The organism is Pantoea anthophila, from assembly GCF_006494375.1.
Taxonomy (GTDB): Bacteria; Pseudomonadota; Gammaproteobacteria; order Enterobacterales; family Enterobacteriaceae; genus Pantoea; species Pantoea anthophila.
Genome location: NZ_VHIZ01000066.1, coordinates 123320 through 141716, shown reverse-complemented (window position 1 = coordinate 141716; position 18397 = coordinate 123320). Strand labels below are relative to the sequence as shown.

Below are 18397 nucleotides of genomic sequence, written 5' to 3'. Positions count from 1 at the left end.
AAGGGCACCTGCTGGTGCCCTTTGTGCTGAAAACCCTGGCACGTTTCGCTGTCAGTCAGCGCCTGCACAGGAAACGGGGTCAGATCGGAAAGACGCAAAAGCCGTCATCCATGACACGCTCGGCCCGCGCCGTCCTGGCGCGGGACGCTTTCCTCTTCTGACCCCGTTCCCTGCGCGTTAAGCTTATTTATTGCTGTCAGATTCACCTGGGTCAGGTTTGTATCAGTAACCCGCACTTAAATCATCGATGCTGCGCGGGTCAGACGCGCCATACAGCATGCCATCCGGCCCAATCATGATGCTCTGGGTACTGCCCATCGCAGGCAGCACCTTCACATGCTGACCTCTGGCTTCCAGCAGACGCAGCGTGTCCGGACTGAAGCCCTTCTCTACCCGCAACTGATCCGGCAGCCACTGATGGTGGAACCGCGGTGCGTTAGTCGCTTCTGCCACGTTCATGCCAAAATCGATGCTGTTAACCACCATCTGCAGCACGGTGGTGATAATGCGGCTGCCGCCCGGGCTGCCGGTCACCAGCCAGGTTTTGCCCCCTTTGGCCACGATAGTCGGCGACATCGACGACAGCGGACGTTTCGCTGGCTGCACCGCATTCGCTTCACCGCCCACCAGCCCATAGACATTAGGCGTTCCGGGTTTAGCAGAGAAATCATCCATCTCGTTGTTCATCAGAATGCCGCTCTTGCCTGCCACAATGCCGCTGCCGAAATAGGTGTTCAGCGTATAGGTCACCGCAACCGCATTCCCCTGCTTATCCACCACCGAGAAGTGGGTAGTCTGGTTGCTTTCATAGGGGTCGAGTTTACCCGGCTTGATCTCGCTGGAGGGGCGCGCTTTCGCCACATCGATCTGCTGCGCCAGCGTCTTAGCGTAGGCTTTACTGGTCAGCGCCTGCCACGGCACCTTCACGAAATCGGGATCGCCGAGATACTCTGAGCGGTCGGCGTAGGCATATTTTTCCGCTTCCGCCATCACCTGCATGGCATCCGCACTGCCAAAGCCCATCTTCGCCAGATCGAAATTCTCAAGAATATTGAGGATCTGCACGATGTGAATGCCCCCGGATGACGGCGGTGGCATGGAGAAGACCTCATAGCCACGGTAAGTGCCGCTAATCGGCTTGCGCTCGACGGCACGATAGGCCGCCAGGTCCGCTTTGGTGATCAGCCCGCCGTGCTGTGCCATCTCTCCGGCGATCTCATCCGCAATTTCGCCTTTATAAAAGGCATCCGGCCCCTGACGGGCGATCAGTTGCAGGCTGTGAGCGAGATTTTTCTGCACCAGCCGATCGCCCTTCTGCCACGGTGTGCCGTCTGGCTTGTAGAAGATCGCCTTGCTGTTGGGATGGGTGATCAGCACCTCTTTGCCGTAGGTTTTCAGGTCATCGGCCAGCGCATCGTTAACCGGAATGCCGTCCCGCGCCAGCCGGATGGCCGGAGCCAGCAGGGTGCTCAGCGGCAGAGTGCCATATTTGTGTGCGGCCAGCGCCAGACCCGCTACGGTGCCGGGGGTACCGGACGCGAGATGTGAGGTCAGCGACAGCTTGCTGTCGGCATTGCCCTGCTTATCCAGAAACATATCGCGCGATGCCCGTCCCGGTGCCATTTCACGGAAATCGATGGCGGTGGCACGGCCCGAGGCGGTGCGCAGCAGCATAAAGCCGCCTCCGCCAAGGTTGCCCGCCTGCGGATGGGTGACCGCCAGCGCAAAACCCACGGCGACGGCGGCGTCAACGGCATTGCCGCCCTGACGCAGAATCTCTACGCCGACCTGGGTCGCCATCGCGTCTACCGACGCCACCATACCGTGCTGCGCTTTGACCGGGTGAAACGTGTCGCTGTCCACGCCATAGGAGACGGGCGGCGCCTGCGTCGGCGCGGCATTAGCACCCGCCACGACGGTAAAGCTCATCACCAGCGACCAGCTAAGCTGACGCACCGTTTGCTGCATTTTCATCCTGTCACCATCCCGTGTTGTTATTTACATTTTTTTATCATTTCTGCAAGTGCTTACAAATACAGCAAAAGTGTCAGGGTTAAGTCAAATCAGGAATACATCTGAAAGTCAGGTCTGTGATATCGGGTAAACTTATGGATGCGACCCAGAAGCCGGTGTGCGCCGTTGTGCACCCATAACCCTGTCGCGTTCAGAAAGGAGGAGTGATGAAAAAGTGGATGATTGTTTTAGCCGCCCTGCTGCCTTTCGCCAGTCAGGCGAACACGCTGAACAGCACTAATGATCCGAACCGGCCGGGCTATAATCCCAGCCAGCAGCGGATGCAGTCACAGATGCAGACCCAGCAGCAGCAGCAACAGCTGAAGCTGCGCCAGGATCAGCAGCGTCAGACTCAGGATATGCAGCGTAAAATGCAGGAACAGCGCGACAGCGCCCGGCAGCGGGTAATCACCACGCAGCCGGGGCAGCAGAATCAGAATTCAAATCAGAACTAACCGAAGTCGGGGCCGATGATGTCGATTGCGTCGGTACAGATGGCATCGACGCCCCATTTCAGCAACTCCCGCGCCCGATCCGGACTGTTCACGGTGTAGACCAGAATCTTCAGGTCCGCGCTTTTCAGCTCTGCAACCCGCTCTGCGGTCAGCACTTTATGGTTGAGGTGGATGGAGACGCACGCCAGCGCCGTGGTCTTTTCCCGCCACTGCGGGTCCCAGCTGTGGGACAGCAGCCCTCGCGGCAGCTGCGGCTCTGCCTGCATGGCGGCTTCCAGCGCCTCAAAAGAGAACGACGAGAGCAGCGGCGCGGTCTGATCCTGCCACAGCATCGCCGCGGCCTGCGCCACGGCACGGCCGGTTTCGGTCTCGCTGCCGGTGGTGGGTTTGATTTCGATGTTGGCCATCATCTGATGCTGACGGCAGCGCGCCGCCACCTGATCCAGCCGCGCCAGCTTTTCGCCTGAGAAGGCGTTGCCAAACCAGCCACCCGCATCAAGCTGTGATAACTTTTCCCACGGCAGCTGACCCGCCACGCCCCAGCCGTTACTGGTGCGATCCAGCGTGTCGTCGTGCAGCAGAAAAATCTGCGCATCGGCCGAGAGTTTGACATCAAATTCAATCATCTGATGTCCAAACTTCGCGCCAGTGTCGATGGCTGCCAGAGTATTTTCGGGTGCCAGTTTACCGCCGCCGCGGTGGGCGACGATGCGGGGATAGGGCCAGTGTTGTGTGCTCATTCCAGACGCTTTCCATGGGTTGAATCGAAGAAGTGTAACGCATCTGACGGCAGATGCAGCCACAGCGTCGTGCCGGGTTCCGGCCGTTCACTGTGGGCTAAGCGTACCACCAGCGGCGTGTCGCCGATGCGGCCATGGGCCAGATTATCGGCACCCAGCATCTCCAGCGTGTCCACCCGCAGCGGGATGCCGCCCTGCTCGCGGCTGCTTTGCCGGATATGCTCTGGCCGGATGCCCAGCACCACCGGCCGGCCGGCCCATTTCGCCTTGCTCTCGCTCAGCGGCAGCGCGTGCGAGGCGTCGAGGTTAAAGCGCGACCCGTCGCTGCTGAACTGCCCTTTCAGCAGGTTCATGGCGGGAGCGCCGATAAACGCGGCGACGAACTGGCTGGCGGGACGCTCATAGATCTCCACCGGGGTGCCGAGCTGCTCGACCACCCCTTTATTCATGACCATCACCCGCTGCGCCAGCGTCATCGCCTCAACCTGGTCGTGCGTTACATAGAGGCTGGTGGTCTGCAGGCGGCGATGCAGCTGCTGCAACTCCAGCCGCATCTGCACCCGCAGACGGGCGTCGAGATTCGACAGCGGCTCATCAAACAGAAAGACCGCCGGTTCGCGCACGATAGCGCGGCCCATCGCCACGCGCTGACGCTGTCCGCCGGAGAGCTCCCGCGGCCGCCGCGTCAGCAGATGATCCAGCTCCAGACTGCGCGCCGCGTCGAGCACCCGCTGACGAATCTGCTCTTTGCCCATGCCGCGAATTTTGAGGCCATACGCCATGTTCTCCTCTACCGACATGTGGGGATAGAGCGCATAGTTCTGGAACACCATCGCGATGCCGCGATCTTTCGGCTCCTCCTGGGTGACGCGCCGGTTATCGATGTAGATATCGCCGGAGCTGACCCGCTCCAGACCGGCCACCATGCGCAGCAGGGTCGATTTTCCGCAGCCGGAAGGGCCGACCATCACCATAAATTCGCCGTCGTGGATGGTGACGTTCAGCGGCTGAATGATCTGATTTTTACCGTCATAGGATTTGGTCACTGCCTGAAGGGTTACGCCTGCCATCTTATTTCTCACTCTCAACCAGACCGCGCACAAAGGCACGCTGCATGACCAATACCACCACCAGCGGTGGGATCAGGGTTAATAACATTGCTGCCATCACTTCGTTCCACTGGGTCGGCGAACCGCTGCTGGAGATCATGCTTTTAATCCCCGCCACCGCCGTGCCGAGGCTGGCGTCATTGATAATCAGCAGCGGCCAGAGATACTGGTTCCAGCCGTAGATAAAGGTGATCACGAATAACGCCGCCAGATTGGTTCTGGAGAGCGGCAGCACGATGTCGATAAAGAAGCGCATCGCGCTGGCCCCATCGATGCGCGCCGCTTCGACCAGCTCATCCGGCAGCGACATAAAAAACTGACGAAACAGGAAGGTGGCGGTTGCTGAAGCCATCAGTGGCAGGGTCAGTCCGCTGTAGCTGTCGAGCAGATTGAGATCGGCAATCACCTGCACCGTCGGGAAAATACGCACCTCCACCGGCAGCATCAGGGTGATAAAGATCAGCCAGAAGAAGAGCGTGCGCAGCGGAAAGCGAAACCAGACCAGCGCAAACGCCGACAGCATCGACACGGTGATTTTGCCGAAGGTGATGCCGAGCGCCATGATCATGCTGTTAAGCAGCATCAGACCAAATGCCGGGCCGCTGCCGTTGACGCCGTGAGTCCAGATGCGTGAGACGTTCTCCCAGAGATGGGTGCCGGGCACCAGCGTCATCGGCACCTGATAGACCGCCTCGTTATCCAGCGTTGCGGCGACAAAGGCGACGTAGAGCGGAAACAGGATGGTGAGCACGCCCAGTACCAGCACGAGGTGGCTGAAGAGATCCAGCCCGCGTCGATTCTCAATCATTGGTATTGCACCTTACGTTCAACAAAGCGGAACTGGATGACCGTCAGCCCGATGACCAGCAGCATCAGCACCACCGACTGCGCCGCCGACGAGGAGAGGTCCAGACCGGTGAAGCCTTCGCGGTAGATTTTGTAAATCAGCGTGGTGGTCGCCTGCACCGGCCCGCCGCCGGTAGCCGCGTCGATCACCGGGAAGGTGTCGAAAAAGGCATAGATCAGATTCACCACCAGCAGAAAGAAGCTCACCGGCGCAATCAGCGGCAGGGAAAGGTTGAAGAAGCGTCGCACCGGCCCGGCACCGTCAATCGCGGCGGCTTCCACCAGCGATTTCGGGATCGACTGCAGAGCAGCGAAGAAGAACAGGAAGTTGTAGCTCATCTGTTGCCAGATCGACGCCAGAACAATCAGGAACATCGCCTGACCGCTGTTCTGCGCATAGTTCCACTCATAGCCGATGTGGTGCAGCAGGTAGCTGAAGAGGCCCAGACCGGGATTGAACAGAAACATCCACAGCACCGCGGCCACTACCGGCGCAACGGCGTAGGGCAGCAGCAGCAGGGTCTGATAGAGGCGGCGCAGCCGCACGACATAATCGACCAGCGCCGCCAGCAGCAGCGAAAACAGCATGCCGAACCCCGTGACCATGCCGCTGAATGTCAGGGTGGTCCAGAACGAATCGAGATAGTAGGGATCGGCAAACAGGCGTCTGAAATTTTCCAGTCCGACAAAGCGGCTGGAGAGGCCAAAGGGATCGAGGCTTTGCAGCGAGTACCACAGCGCTTCACCGGCAGGCCAGAGAAAGAAGACCGCGGTGATCAGTAACTGCGGCAGCACCAGCAGATAAGGCAGCAGGCTGGTGCGAAAAACCGGGCGAGAAGAAGACATAGCGCACTCTGATTCAGAAAGAGAGAGGGCCAGCCTGCACTGGCCCTGTCGGGCAGATTACTTCACCTGCTGCTGGAAGCGACGCAGCAGTTCGTTGCCGCGTTTGACCGCGTTATCCAGCGCGCTTTGCGGCGACTGTTTACCGGTCCAGACGCTCTCCAGCTCTTCGTCAATCACGGCACGGATCTGCGGCATATTGCCCAGACGTATGCCTTTGGTGAACGGCAGCGGCGGTTTGTTCATCATCTGACGGGTGGCGATATCTGCACCCGGATTTTTGTCGTAGAAGCCCTGCTGTTTCGTCAGCTCATAGGCGGCAGTGGTAATCGGCAGGTAGCCGGTTTTCTGGTGCCATTCCGCCGCGATTTCCGGTTTCGCGAGGAACTGCATGAACTCCGCGACGCCTTTATACGTTGCTGCATCTTTGCCTTTCATCACCCACAGACTGGCTCCGCCGATCAGGGCGTTCTGCGGCGCACCTTTTACGGTGTCGTCATAGGGCATCATGCCGACGCCGAAGTTGAATTTTGCGTAGTGACGGATATCGGCCAGCGAACCGGAGGAGGCGGTAGTGATGCCGCAGTCGCCGTTGTAGAACTTCGCCGTCGGCTCATCTTTGCGGCCAAAGTAGGTGAAGTCCCCTTTTTTGTTCATCGCTTCCAGCATTTCGATGTGACGCACCTGCACCGGTTTGTTGAACTCCAGCACCGCATCCAGGCCGTCAAAGCCGTTATTTTCCGTGGCGACCGGCAGCGCATGCCAGGCGCTGAAGTTTTCGATCTGAATCCAGCCCTGCCAGCCGCTGGCGTAGCCGCAGCTCATGCCCGACTTGCGCAGCGCGGCGGCATCCGTGGCCAGCTCCTGCCAGGTTTTCGGGGGCTGATCGGGATTCAGACCCGCTTTCTTAAAGGCATCTTTGTTGTAGTAGAGCACCGGGGTAGAGCTGTTGAACGGCTGAGAGATCAGCTGGCCTTTGCTGTCGCTGTAGTAGCCCGCAACCGTCGGTACGAACTGCTTTTCATCAAAGGGGATACCGGCATCTTTGAAGATCTGATGCACCGGCACAATCGCCTGTGAAGCCATCATGGTGGCCGTGCCCACTTCATAAACCTGCAGCACCGCAGGCGCTTTGCCGCTGCGCACTGCCGCGATCCCGGCCGCCAGGCTCTGCTCGTAGTTACCTTTGTAGGTCGGAACGATTTTGTAATCGGGATGGGTCTGGTTAAAGCGCTGAGCCAGCGAATCGACTTCTTTGCCTAACTCGCCTTCCATGGAGTGCCAGAAAGGGATCTCAGTGGCGGCGATGGCATGGCCGCTGAGGGTCAGACCGAGCAGCGCGCTCATCAGGCTACGGCGAAAGGTAACGACGGACATAGAATTTTCCTGTGCAGGTAAATACGCGTGAAATCACGGATTTCTGGTTCGCGAAGTAACATGACACGGGAAAATGACGGATTAATAACAGGCAGATGACAGGCGGGTGACAGGCGAAAGGGAAGAAAGGCGGAGCAGCTAACGACTTTGTTGACACAATCTGGCCAGGTTGCTGTAAGACTGAGCATGCACAAGGAACAAGGTCAGATCGGAAAGACGCTAAATCTGTCATCCATGACACGCTCGGCCCGCGCCGTCCATGGCGCGGGACGCTTTCCTCTTCTGACCATGTTCCCTGCGCGTTGAGTATATTTGTTGCGGCCAGATTCACACTGATTTGGGTTTGTCAGCAGTCTGAGCAGCTATAACATCATTACTACGTCGGATTGATTACCATAAGCTGAAACGGCCTCTGGCAAAGGCCATCGGAACTACCCTTCACACCAGTGCTCCAGGCCGTCGGCGGCGCAGGCAGGTTGCGGGCGGACAGCGCGCAGCCACCGGAGCGTACACGTAGTACGTGAGGATGGCGAGCACTGCCCAACCGGAACCTGGCAAGCAAGCCAGGCCGTGCCCCATCAGGCACCTAAGTAAGCGCTGCGGACGGCTTCGTTGGAGAGTAATGCTGCACCAGTGTCTTCCAGCACCACATGCCCGTTCTCCAGCACATAGCCCCGGTCCGCCAGCTTCAGCGCCTGATTGGCATTCTGCTCCACCAGGAAGATGGTCATCCCCTCGCTGCGCAGCTGCTCAATGGTGTCGAAGATCTGCTGAATAATGATCGGTGCCAGTCCCAGCGACGGCTCATCCAGCAGCAGCAGGCGCGGCTGGCTCATCAGGGCACGGCCAATGGCCAGCATCTGCTGCTCACCGCCGGACATGGTGCCGGCGCGCTGGATTTTACGCTCCGCCAGACGCGGGAAGAGTTCATACACGCGCTTAATCCGCGACAGGTAGTCCGGGCGGCTGGCAAAAAAGCCGCCCATCGCCAGATTCTCCTCCACCGTCATGCGCGAAAAGACCCGCCGCCCCTCTGGCACGATGGCAATCGCTTCACGCATGATGCGCGCCGTCTGCCAGTCGGTGATGGTTTTGCCATCAAAGGTAATGGTGCCCTGGGTCGCGCGCGGTTCGCCGCACAGCGTGCCGAGCAGCGTGGTTTTCCCGGCGCCGTTGGCACCAATCAGGGTGACGATTTCGCCCTGGTTGATGTAAAGACTGACGTTGTGCAGCGCCTGAATTTTGCCGTAATGCGCACTGACGTTCTCAATGGTTAACATCGCATTTGCCATCTCAGGCCTCTCCTAAATAGGCGCGAATGACATCCGGGTTATTACGAATCTCTTCCGGCGTTCCGTTAGCCAGCGGCGTTCCCTGATTGACCACGTAAATGCGGTCAGAGATGCCCATTACCAGCTTCATATCATGTTCGATCAGCAGCACCGAAACCTTGTGTTCGCCACGCAGTTCCGCAATCAGCGCATCCAGCTCGTGGGTCTCTTTGGGGTTGAGGCCCGCTGCCGGCTCATCCAGCATCAGGATCTCCGGGCGCGTCACCATGCAGCGCGCGATCTCCAGCCGGCGCTGCTGACCATAGGCCAGATTGCCCGCCTGACGGTTAGCCAGGTCGAGTAAGCCGACCCGCTCCAGCCAGGTCGCCGCGCGATCCAGCGCTTCGCTCTCACTGCGGCGAAACGCGGGCGTTTTCAGCAGGCCGGAAAACAGGCCGCTCTTCAGGTGCTGATGCTGTGCCACCAGCAGGTTCTCAATCACCGTCATCTCACGGAACAGGCGTACGTGCTGGAAGGTTCGCACAATGCCCATGCGCGCAATCTTCTGACCCGGCAGGCCTTCCAGATGCTGGTCACGCAATGTGATGCTGCCGCCGGTTGGCTTGTAAAAGCCGGTCAGGCAGTTGAACACCGTGGTTTTCCCGGCACCGTTAGGGCCAATCAGCGAAACGATCTCCTGCGGACGCAGCTCCAGCGCCACATTATTTACGGCTAACAGACCGCCGAAGCGCATCATCAGGCCTTCAACGGCTAATAAAGGCTGACTCATGCCTCTTCTCCTTGTTTACCGGTTCTGAGCTTCAGATGCGGACGCTTCATCGGCAGCAGGCCCTGCGGACGCCAGATCATCATCAGCACCATCAGGCCACCCAGCACCAGCATGCTGTACTCATTGAGATCGCGCATCAGCTCGCGGGAAACCACCAGCAGAATGGCAGCCAGAATCACCGCGAACTGCGATCCCATACCACCCAGTACCACAATCGCCAGCACAAAGGCGGACTCGACAAAGGTAAAGGATTCCGGGCTGACAAAGCCCTGGCGCGCCGCGAACAGGCTGCCGGCGAATCCGGCAAAGGCGGCACTGATAGTAAAGGCGGTCAGCTTGATGCGGGTCGGGCTGAGGCCCAGAGAGCGACAGGCGATCTCATCTTCACGCAGGGCTTCCCAGGCGCGGCCCAGCGGCATCCGCAGCAGCCGGTTGATCACAAACAGCGTCACCACCACCAGCAGCAGCGCCACCAGATAGAGGAAGATGATACGGTCGCTGGGGTCGTACTTCAGGCCAAAGAAGTTGTGGAAGGTATCCCAGCCGCCTTCGCGCGGGGTACGCCCGAACTCCAGGCCAAACAGGGTCGGTTTAGGGATCTGGCTGATGCCGTTAGGTCCGCCGGTCAGCGCGGTATTGTTCAGCAGCAGGATACGCACAATCTCACCGAAGCCCAGCGTCACAATGGCCAGATAATCGCCGCGCAGTCGCAGCACCGGGAAGCCCAGCAGCAGACCAAACAGCGCAGCCACGATGCCGGAGAGCGGCAGACACTGCCAGAAGCCAAGGCCGTAGTAGTGGTTCAGCAGCGCAAAGGTGTAGGCACCGATGGCGTAGAAGCCACCGTAGCCCAGCACCAGCAGGCCCGACAGTCCCACCACCACGTTCAGGCCCAGGCCGAGCATCACGTAGATCAGCGTCATCGTGGCGATATCCACGGTGCCGCGCGACACCAGGAAAGGCCAGGCGACGGCGGCGATAATCAGCACCGCCATCACCAGCTTCTGCTTCGGCGTTGAGCCATCAAAGCCCGGCAACACCAGCGACGGACCGGAGACTTTCTTCAGGCTGCTCTGCCAGACCGGACGCAGCAGCTGGAACAGAAACACCACCGCACAGCCTGCGGCGATCCAGTTCCAGCGCACGCTGCCCGCGTTCTGTACCACCAGATTTGTGCCATCCAGCGTCAGGCGCAGTCCCATAAAGAAGGTGGCCAGCACCAGCAGCATTACCGAGGCGATCAGGGCGTTGATAAACGAGGTCTTCATACTTTCTCAACCTCCGGACGACCCAGAATCCCGGTCGGCATCACCAGCAGCACCACAATCAGCAGGGCAAACGAAACCACATCTTTATATTCCGTGCTGAGATAGGCTGACGTCAGCGCTTCAGCGATACCCAGCACCAGTCCGCCAATCATCGCGCCCGGAATACTGCCGATCCCGCCCAGCACGGCGGCGGTGAACGCTTTCATCCCCGCCATAAAGCCGATGAAGGGGTTGATCGAGCCGTAGAACTGGCCCAGCAGCACGCCTGCTACCGCGGCCATCGCGGCCCCAATCACGAAGGTCAGCGAGATCACGCGGTCGGTGTTTATGCCCAGCAGACTGGCCATTTTCAGATCTTCAGCGCAGGCGCGACAGGCGCGGCCCATGCGGGAGTAGCGGATAAAGGTGGTCAGCGCCAGCATCGCCAGGAAGGTCACCACCCAGATAACAATCTGCATGGTTGAGATGGTGGCGGCAAACCCGTTGCTCTCCCCCACCGTCCACTGTCCGGTGATCAGGCTCGGCAGCGCCAGGTCGCGTGAGCCCTGGGTCAGGCTGACGTAGTTTTGCAGGAAGATCGACATCCCGATGGCGGAGATGAGCGCAATCAGGCGCTTAGAGGAACGTACGGGCCGGTAGGCCACGCGTTCAATGCTCCAGCCGTAAGCGCTGGAGATAATGACTGCCATCACAAAGCCAGCCGCAATCATCAGCCAGGTGGTGTCGATGCCCATCATCATCAGGGCGGCAATCACGATAAAGGAGACATAGCTACCGATCATGTACACCTCGCCGTGGGCGAAGTTGATCATGCCGATAATGCCGTAAACCATGGTGTAACCGATGGCGATCAGCGCATAGGTGCTCCCAAGGGTGACACCGTTAAACATCTGCTGAATAAAATAGAGGAACTGCTCGGACATACCTTAACCCTTACTTATCCGATCGCAGGCGATCGGGGTACAAAAAACGCCTGGCAGCAGCGTGCCAGGCGTTCGTGTCGCCGGTCAGTGGAGACCGCTTAGCTGGCCTCCGGCTCACCAGAAAACCGCCTGGTTTACTTCACTGCGGTCGAGGTACCATCGGCATGCCATTTGAAGATGCCGAATTCAAAGCCCTTGAGATCGCCCTTTTCATCCCAGTTCAGGTTGCCCATGACGGTTGGCACCGCAGCCCCTTCTTTAAGGTTCTTCACGATAGCGTCCGGCTCTTCGCTCTTGCTACGTTCCATGCCGGTGGTCAGCGATTGCAGCGCGGCATAGGTGGTCCAGACGAACGGACCGGTCGGATCAAGTTTCTTCGCCTTCAGCGCGTCAACGATCGGTTTGTTGGTTTCAACCTGATCGTAGCGTTTCGGCAGCGTGACCAGCATGCCCTCAGACGCCGCACCGGCAATGTTCGACAGGGAGGCGTTGCCCACCCCTTCTGGTCCCATAAACTGCGTTTTCAGACCGGCCGCGCGCGCCTGACGCAGGATCTGGCCCATCTCCGGGTAGTAGCCGCCGAAATAGACGAAATCGACGTTCTCTTTCTTAAAGCGCGCCACCAGCGTAGAGAAATCTTTGTCGCCTGCGGTGATCCCTTCAAACATGACGATGTTCGCGCCCTGCTTTTTCAGGCTCTCCTGTACGGAGCGCGCCAGGCCTTCACCATATTGCTGTTTGTCGTGCACCACGGCGATACGCTGCGGCTTCAGCTCGCTCATAATGTATTTGGCTGCGGTCGGCCCCTGGTCAGAGTCCAGACCGGTGGTGCGCATAATTAGTTTATAGCCGCGGGAAGTCAGGTCAGGTGCGGTCGCCGCCGGGGTAATCATCAGCACGCCTTCATCTTCATAGATGTCAGACGCAGGCTGGGTCGAAGAGGAGCAGAGATGGCCGATAACATAACGGATACCGTCGTTAATCACTTTGTTCGCGACCGCAACGGCCTGTTTCGGGTCACAGGCGTCATCATATTTCACCGCAACCAGTTTGTTGCCGTTAACGCCGCCTTTGGCGTTGATATCTTCAATCGCCTGAGTAGCGCCCGCGAACTGCATGTCGCCGTACTGCGCCACCGGACCTGACATTGCGCCAACAATCGCCACTTTAATATCTTCAGCCAGCGCCGCATGGCTCATCGCCAGTGCTACACATCCCGCCAGTAATGCGCGACCTTTCATTTTCATCCTGACTACCCCATCTGTTTTGTCGTGTATGTTGTGAGTGCGTGCATTGCCAGATAAAGTCGAAAACTGATTGATCATGAAGGAGTTAGCGTACTTTTCTGGCATTTTTTAGTAATAAGGCTTTATTTTTCAGGTTATTAAACAGGATGTTTCTTCTGTAAATCAACTGACATATTCAGAATTGACTGAGTGAAACAGCATAATACACTGGAGGCAATGGCCGGTTTTTCACCACTTTTCCAGCGCATTATGCTGGGTTGATCGCAGGCTTAACCTGTTTACACCTATTATCCTGGCACCCAGGCCATCTTTTGACCTGTTTTATTGATGAAAATGTGGTGGCGCTCTGGTTGTATACTTTCGCTGCACTTTCCCCTTTTTTAGAGGTTTTTGTTATGAAGCTGACTATCCAGCGTTTAACCACGCTGACGCCGCAGGACCACATCGATCTGGGCAAGGTCTGGCCCGATCTGAACATTCAGGAACTGGAACAGCGGCTGGATGAGCGCCATCGTCTCTATGCGGCGCGCTTCAACGATCGGCTGCTGGCGGGGTTACAGCTGGAAATCTCCGGTACGCACGGCAAGATCCACCGGCTGGCGGTGCGTGACGTGACGCGGCGACGCGGTGTGGGCCACTATCTGCTGGAAGAGACGATTGCGCAGAACGGATCGATAGCGGACTGGTGGATTGCCGATGATGGCAGTGACGATCAGCAGGTGCGGGCGGCATTTATGCAGGCGTGCGGTTTTCGGGCGCAGAGTGACGGCTGGATACGGGCAACAGATGACGCAGAGGGGATGGCGGAAGAGGCGTGACAGTCCGGGGTGACAGAAAGCAGCAGGGGCGACATGCTGTCGCCCCTGTGGGTATTACGCTTCGATCGCCATACGCAGTTTTTTCATGGCGTTCTTCTCCAGCTGCCGGACTCGTTCGGCTGAGACGCCATACTGATCGGCCAGCTCCTGCAGCGTGGTTTTGTTATCTTCGTCCAGCCAGCGGGCGCGGATGATGTGCTGACTGCGCTCATCCAGGCCTTCCATCGCATAGCTCAGCTTGTCAGCGGCGTGTGCGTCCCAGTTATCCTCTTCAATGCCATCAGCAAAGTCAGAGGTCTTATCCTGGAGATAGAGCACCGGGGCCATGGAGCGGCCTTCACTGCTCTCATCGTCGGCAGACATATCAAAGGTCATATCCTGCGCAGCCATACGCGATTCCATTTCACGTACGTCTTTGCTGCTTACGCCCAGCTCACGCGCAACCATCTCAACTTCGTCCTGATTGAACCAGCCCAGACGCTGCTTGGTTTTACGCAGGTTAAAGAACAGCTTACGCTGTGCTTTGGTGGTCGCGACTTTCACGATACGCCAGTTACGCAGCACGTACTCGTGAATCTCGGCTTTAATCCAGTGCACGGCGAATGAAACCAGGCGCACGCCAACTTCCGGGTTGAAGCGGCGCACCGCTTTCATCAGGCCGATATTACCTTCCTGAACCAGGTCAGCCTGTGGCAAGCCGTAACCGGAGTAATTACGAGCGATATGAACTACAAAGCGTAGGTGTGACAGGATCAGCGTCTTAGCTGCATCCAGATCGCCCTGGTAATGCAGCCGTTCAGCTAACGCTTTTTCCTCTTCTGCCGACAGCATCGGCCAGGTGTTGGCAGCCCGGACGTAAGAATCCAGGGTACCCGGAGAAGCAATAGCTAAAGTTTGCATTTCTTTGGTCATTCAAACCCTCACAAATTCAATGGAATTGCCGCACATTTCCCTGCGCAGACGATACAGTAAGTCAACGTCGCGCGAAATCCGAAAGCAATCTGTGCTACTTAGAGTGTGAAAGTTATCCACAAGTTCAATTATAGCAGTGAATATTTTACACACAGATGACAGGAAGGGAAGAGGGGAAAGGTCCTCTGCATACACTGTCGGTAGCAGAGGACCATTATAACAAAAAAATGTTGCAGGCGTTTACTGTGGCGTAAATCGGCGTAAATGTTGTACCGTGGCCAGCCAGGCCGCCACCCAGCCGATGATCGCCGCAATCAGCAGCAGCAGCAGCGCTTCATCCCAGGAGAAGCCTTCCAGCGAGAAGGTGGTGCCGAAGACGGTCGCCACGCTGGCAACCACCGACTGCAGGCGCAGCACCAGCACTTCTGACAACAGCAGTGACAGCACCGCGCCGCTGAAGCCCAGCAGCGCCCCGCCATAGAGGAAAGGCCGCAGGATGAAGCCATCCGTCGCGCCGATCAGCTTCTGAACGTTAATGGTGTCACGCCGGGCGAAGATGCTGAGCCGGACGCTGTTGCCGATCACCAGGAACACCGCCACGATCATCAGTACGCCAATCATCGACGCGATCTGCCCCACCAGCCCGGTCAGCGCGGCCAGTCGTGCAAACCAGCTGTCATCCATCCGGACTTCATCCACGCCCTGCACTTTCGTCACGCGGTCGCGCAGGCTTTGCATGGTGTCGGAGTTCTGGAAATTAAGCTTCGGCGTAATAATCGCGACGGCGGGCAGCGGATTCTGCTCCAGCATATCCATCGCGCCGCCAAAGCCTGACCAGTTACGGAACTCGTTCAGCGCCTCTTCGCGCGTCAGGTAGTTGACGTTATCCACCCCTTCCACCTGTTTGAGCTGCGCCACCACATTTTCGGCCGCGCTGTCATCCAGGGTCTTGGAGAGATAGACGGTTAACTGCGGTGCCGGATACCACTGGGTCGCCGCCTGGCTGACGTTTTTCCACACCATGTAGCAGACGCTGGGCAGCGTCAGGGATATAGCGATCACCATCACCGTCAGCAGCGTAGCCAGCGGCTGACGCCACATATCAGAGAGGGTGCCGCGCAGCGCATAGCGCCACTGCTCCTGCCAGCCACCCTTCAGCGCTTTACTCTTCGACGGCTGCTTTGCTTTCGGTGCCGCCGGACGTTTAATGCGTTTATTGACCATCGTGGCCTCCGTGCAGGCGTCCCTGATTCAGCGTCATCATCCGGTAGTTGCGTCGGGCGATCAGGCCGCTGTCATGCGTTGCCATCAGGACGGTGACGCCGACGCGGTTGAACTCTTCGAACAGGCGCAGAATATCTTCTGACAGCGCGTCGTCGAGGTTACCGGTCGGTTCATCCGCCAGCAGCACCGACGGTTTGTTCACTACCGCACGGGCGATGCCGACACGCTGCTGTTCACCACCAGAAAGCTGAATCGGATAACTTTTCGCTTTGTCGAGCAGACCCACCTTATCCAGCGCGGCCGACACGCGACGACGGATATCTTCGCCACTGGCGCCCGAGATAATCAGCGGGATCGCCACGTTGTCATAGACCGAGCGATCCATCAGCAGGTGGTGGTCCTGGAAGATCATGCCGATCTGACGACGCAGAAACGGCACTTCACTGTTCCGCAGACGGGAAATGTCATGGCCACTGAACCAGATTTTTCCGGCACTCGGGCGCTCAATGCCACAAATCAGCTTCAGCAGGGTACTCTTACCGGCACCGGAGTGGCCGGTGAGAAACGCCATTTCGCCGGGGCGCAGATGGAAATCTACCCCCTGCAGCGCCTGACGTCCGCCGAGATATGCCTTACTGACCTCTTCAAAGCGAATCATCCTAATTAGTCCTCTCGGGCAAACAGTGCCTCAATAAAATCGTCCGCCTTAAACGGTCGTAAATCTTCAATGCCTTCACCGACACCAATGTAGCGAATCGGAATACCGAACTGATCGGCCACCGAGAAGATCACGCCGCCTTTAGCGGTGCCATCCAGTTTGGTGAGCGCAATACCGGTCAGGCCGACCGCTTCGTTAAACAGCCGGGCCTGGCTGACCGCATTCTGTCCGGTGCTGGCGTCCAGCGTCAGCATCACTTCGTGAGGCGCGGACTCATCCAGCTTTTTCATCACGCGGGTGATTTTTTTCAGCTCTTCCATCAGGTGCGATTTGTTCTGCAGACGCCCGGCGGTGTCGGCAATCAGCACATCCACGCCACGCGATTTCGCCGCCTGAATCGCATCGAAGATCACCGAGGCGGAATCTGCGCCGGTGTGCTGGGCAATCACCGGAATGTTGTTGCGCTGGCCCCACACCTGCAGCTGCTCAACCGCCGCCGCACGGAAGGTATCACCCGCCGCTAACATCACGGATTTGCCTTCGGCCTGATACTGGCGCGCCAGCTTACCGATGGTGGTGGTTTTCCCCACACCATTGACGCCCACCATCAGGATCACAAACGGTGTTTTGCCTGAAACGTCCAGCGGCGCATCGACTTTGGCGAGAATCGACGCCATCTCCGCCTTCAGCAGGCCATAGAGCGCTTCCGCGTCGCGCAGCTGCTTGCGGTTTGCCTGCTGGGTCAGATGCGTAATGATGCGGCGCGTGGTATCCACACCCACATCCGCAATCAGCAGCTGCTCTTCCAGCTCATCAAACAGATCGTCATCAATCTTTTTGCCCCGGAACAGGCTGATAAAACCGGAACCGAGGTTCTGACGGGTTTTTACCAGGCTGCGTTTCAGGCGGGCAAAGAAGCCCTCTTTGGCGGGACGCTCCTGCTCCTGGGCGATAAATGGCGCAGCAGCCAGCGGCAGATCGCTGACGGTATCAGAGGCGCTCTCGTCCGCCGGTTCCTCAGCGATCACCTCCGCGTCGGCCAGCGCCAGCGCGGTCAGCTCCTCCTCGCTCAGCGGCGCGTCGGCGTCGCCAGGCAGGATTTCCGTATCTGCATCGTCCTCTGCCCGTGCGGCAGAATCCTGCTCGCTGTGCGGGGCATCCGCGTCGCTGTGCGGCGTGTCGATAATCTCTGCGTCACCCAGCGCCAGCGCGGTCAGCTCCGCTTCGCTCAGCGGAGCCACGGCGTCATCCGGTGTCGTTTCAACGACGGCGGCATCGCCCAGTGCCAGCGCCGTCAGCTCCTCTTCACTTAACGGTGCGTCTGAGGGGACGGCATCTTCAACCGGCATGACCACGGCGTCGGCGTCAATGACCGGCGCGTCGTCATGTTCAGGTGCAGCAGATTCAGTGATAGCGTCAGATTCAGTAACGACAGATTCAGCGTCATCCAGCGCCGCCGGTGCCGCTTCAGATGGCGCGGCCGCGGTTACGTCCGCCTCATGCTGCTCGCTGGCTACCGTTTCGGTAATGGCAACCGTCTCTTCCGCCTGTGCTTCTGCCTGACTTAAAGCCGGGGCTTCCTGTTCTGGCTGCTGCTGAGCGGGTTCTGCGACCTGTTGTGTCTGCTCTTCCGCTGCAGGTTGTTTCTCTTCCTCTTTGCCAAATCCCAGCCAGGAAAAAAAGCCACGTTTTTTCTCTTTTGCCATTGTGTGACTACACTCCTCGATGGCTTTGTCCCGGTCGCGCAGGGTTTCCAGGGGTAAATCAATGAAAGTTGGTCATCGCCAGACCGGCGTAAACCGCAGAATAATGCATGACTTCAGCAACTCAGTAGTCTAACACTTTCCAGCCAGCTCACCACAGCACCCTTTTTTAACGTTTCTTCTCACCGATTCGCCCGTTA

Annotated in this window: 17 protein-coding genes; 2 read left to right on the top strand and 15 right to left on the bottom strand. The window is 58.4% G+C overall.

The genetic code is table 11. The features are described 5' to 3' along the window. Positions 1 to 222 precede the first annotated feature (222 nt). Positions 223 to 1974 carry a gamma-glutamyltransferase gene (ggt, locus tag FJW00_RS21770; protein ID WP_033736081.1) on the bottom strand — a complete coding sequence of 584 codons (1752 nt, stop codon included), beginning with the start codon at positions 1972 to 1974 and terminating at the stop codon, positions 223 to 225. Between the two features lie 206 nt (positions 1975 to 2180). Here ggt and FJW00_RS21765 point away from each other — a divergent pair, with 206 nt between their 5' ends. Continuing rightward, on the top strand, positions 2181 to 2468 hold the full coding sequence (locus FJW00_RS21765) for a DUF2756 domain-containing protein (protein WP_009087771.1): 288 nt from the start codon (positions 2181 to 2183) through the stop codon (positions 2466 to 2468). Here FJW00_RS21765 and ugpQ read toward each other — a convergent pair. From ugpQ to FJW00_RS21710, 10 genes are all read right to left on the bottom strand, one after another. After that, positions 2465 to 3208 carry a glycerophosphodiester phosphodiesterase gene (gene ugpQ / locus FJW00_RS21760; protein WP_140925634.1) on the bottom strand — a complete coding sequence of 248 codons (744 nt, stop codon included), beginning with the start codon at positions 3206 to 3208 and terminating at the stop codon, positions 2465 to 2467. The two genes, FJW00_RS21765 and ugpQ, sit on opposite strands and share 4 nt — an antisense overlap. Next, the gene (locus FJW00_RS21755) at positions 3205 to 4278 is read right to left on the bottom strand and encodes a sn-glycerol-3-phosphate import ATP-binding protein UgpC (RefSeq protein WP_046100747.1); all 1074 of its coding nucleotides are present in this window, start codon (positions 4276 to 4278) and stop codon (positions 3205 to 3207) included. The genes ugpQ and FJW00_RS21755 overlap by 4 nt, the downstream gene beginning before the upstream one ends. 1 nt (position 4279) lies before the next feature. Then, positions 4280 to 5125 (bottom strand): sn-glycerol-3-phosphate ABC transporter permease UgpE, encoded by an 846-nt coding sequence (ugpE, locus tag FJW00_RS21750; protein ID WP_046100748.1) that lies wholly within the window; start codon positions 5123 to 5125, stop codon positions 4280 to 4282. Then, the gene (gene ugpA, locus FJW00_RS21745; RefSeq protein WP_009087778.1) at positions 5122 to 6009 is read right to left on the bottom strand and encodes a sn-glycerol-3-phosphate ABC transporter permease UgpA; all 888 of its coding nucleotides are present in this window, start codon (positions 6007 to 6009) and stop codon (positions 5122 to 5124) included. The genes ugpE and ugpA overlap by 4 nt, the downstream gene beginning before the upstream one ends. A 57-nt stretch (positions 6010 to 6066) precedes the next feature. Continuing rightward, the gene (ugpB, locus tag FJW00_RS21740; protein WP_140925633.1) at positions 6067 to 7383 is read right to left on the bottom strand and encodes a sn-glycerol-3-phosphate ABC transporter substrate-binding protein UgpB; all 1317 of its coding nucleotides are present in this window, start codon (positions 7381 to 7383) and stop codon (positions 6067 to 6069) included. Positions 7384 to 7961: 578 nt separating this feature from the next. Next, entirely contained in the window at positions 7962 to 8675 is a 714-nt protein-coding gene (gene livF, locus FJW00_RS21730) for a high-affinity branched-chain amino acid ABC transporter ATP-binding protein LivF (RefSeq protein WP_033736083.1), read from the bottom strand. Between the two features lies 1 nt (position 8676). Continuing rightward, positions 8677 to 9444: a high-affinity branched-chain amino acid ABC transporter ATP-binding protein LivG gene (gene livG / locus FJW00_RS21725; protein ID WP_009087785.1), complete on the bottom strand. Its 768-nt coding sequence runs from the start codon at positions 9442 to 9444 to the stop codon at positions 8677 to 8679. Beyond that, a complete protein-coding gene (locus FJW00_RS21720) occupies positions 9441 to 10712 on the bottom strand; it encodes a high-affinity branched-chain amino acid ABC transporter permease LivM (RefSeq protein ID WP_009087787.1) in 1272 nt (423 codons plus the stop codon). The genes livG and FJW00_RS21720 overlap by 4 nt, the downstream gene beginning before the upstream one ends. Further along, positions 10709 to 11635: a high-affinity branched-chain amino acid ABC transporter permease LivH gene (livH, locus tag FJW00_RS21715; protein ID WP_009087789.1), complete on the bottom strand. Its 927-nt coding sequence runs from the start codon at positions 11633 to 11635 to the stop codon at positions 10709 to 10711. Before livH ends, FJW00_RS21720 begins: the two co-directional genes overlap by 4 nt. Before the next feature lie 134 nt (positions 11636 to 11769). Continuing rightward, positions 11770 to 12882, bottom strand: a complete 1113-nt coding sequence (locus tag FJW00_RS21710) for a branched-chain amino acid ABC transporter substrate-binding protein (protein ID WP_009087791.1) — start codon at positions 12880 to 12882, stop codon at positions 11770 to 11772. Between the two features lie 395 nt (positions 12883 to 13277). On the opposite strand from FJW00_RS21710, the gene panM reads away from it, so the two are divergent. Then, positions 13278 to 13700, top strand: coding sequence for an aspartate 1-decarboxylase autocleavage activator PanM (gene panM, locus FJW00_RS21705; protein ID WP_009087793.1), 423 nt, complete (start codon positions 13278 to 13280; stop codon positions 13698 to 13700). A gap of 54 nt (positions 13701 to 13754) precedes the next feature. Here panM and rpoH read toward each other — a convergent pair whose 3' ends face one another. The 4 genes from rpoH to ftsY form a co-directional block, all read right to left on the bottom strand. Next, positions 13755 to 14612, bottom strand: a complete 858-nt coding sequence (gene rpoH, locus FJW00_RS21700) for an RNA polymerase sigma factor RpoH (RefSeq protein ID WP_009087795.1) — start codon at positions 14610 to 14612, stop codon at positions 13755 to 13757. Positions 14613 to 14852: 240 nt separating this feature from the next. Next, entirely contained in the window at positions 14853 to 15836 is a 984-nt protein-coding gene (gene ftsX / locus FJW00_RS21695; protein WP_009087796.1) for a permease-like cell division protein FtsX, read from the bottom strand. Next, positions 15826 to 16494 carry a cell division ATP-binding protein FtsE gene (ftsE, locus tag FJW00_RS21690; RefSeq protein WP_009087798.1) on the bottom strand — a complete coding sequence of 223 codons (669 nt, stop codon included), beginning with the start codon at positions 16492 to 16494 and terminating at the stop codon, positions 15826 to 15828. Before ftsE ends, ftsX begins: the two co-directional genes overlap by 11 nt. Positions 16495 to 16499: 5 nt before the next feature. Continuing rightward, positions 16500 to 18200: a signal recognition particle-docking protein FtsY gene (gene ftsY / locus FJW00_RS21685; RefSeq protein ID WP_140925632.1), complete on the bottom strand. Its 1701-nt coding sequence runs from the start codon at positions 18198 to 18200 to the stop codon at positions 16500 to 16502. Between the last annotated feature and the right edge of the window lie 197 nt (positions 18201 to 18397).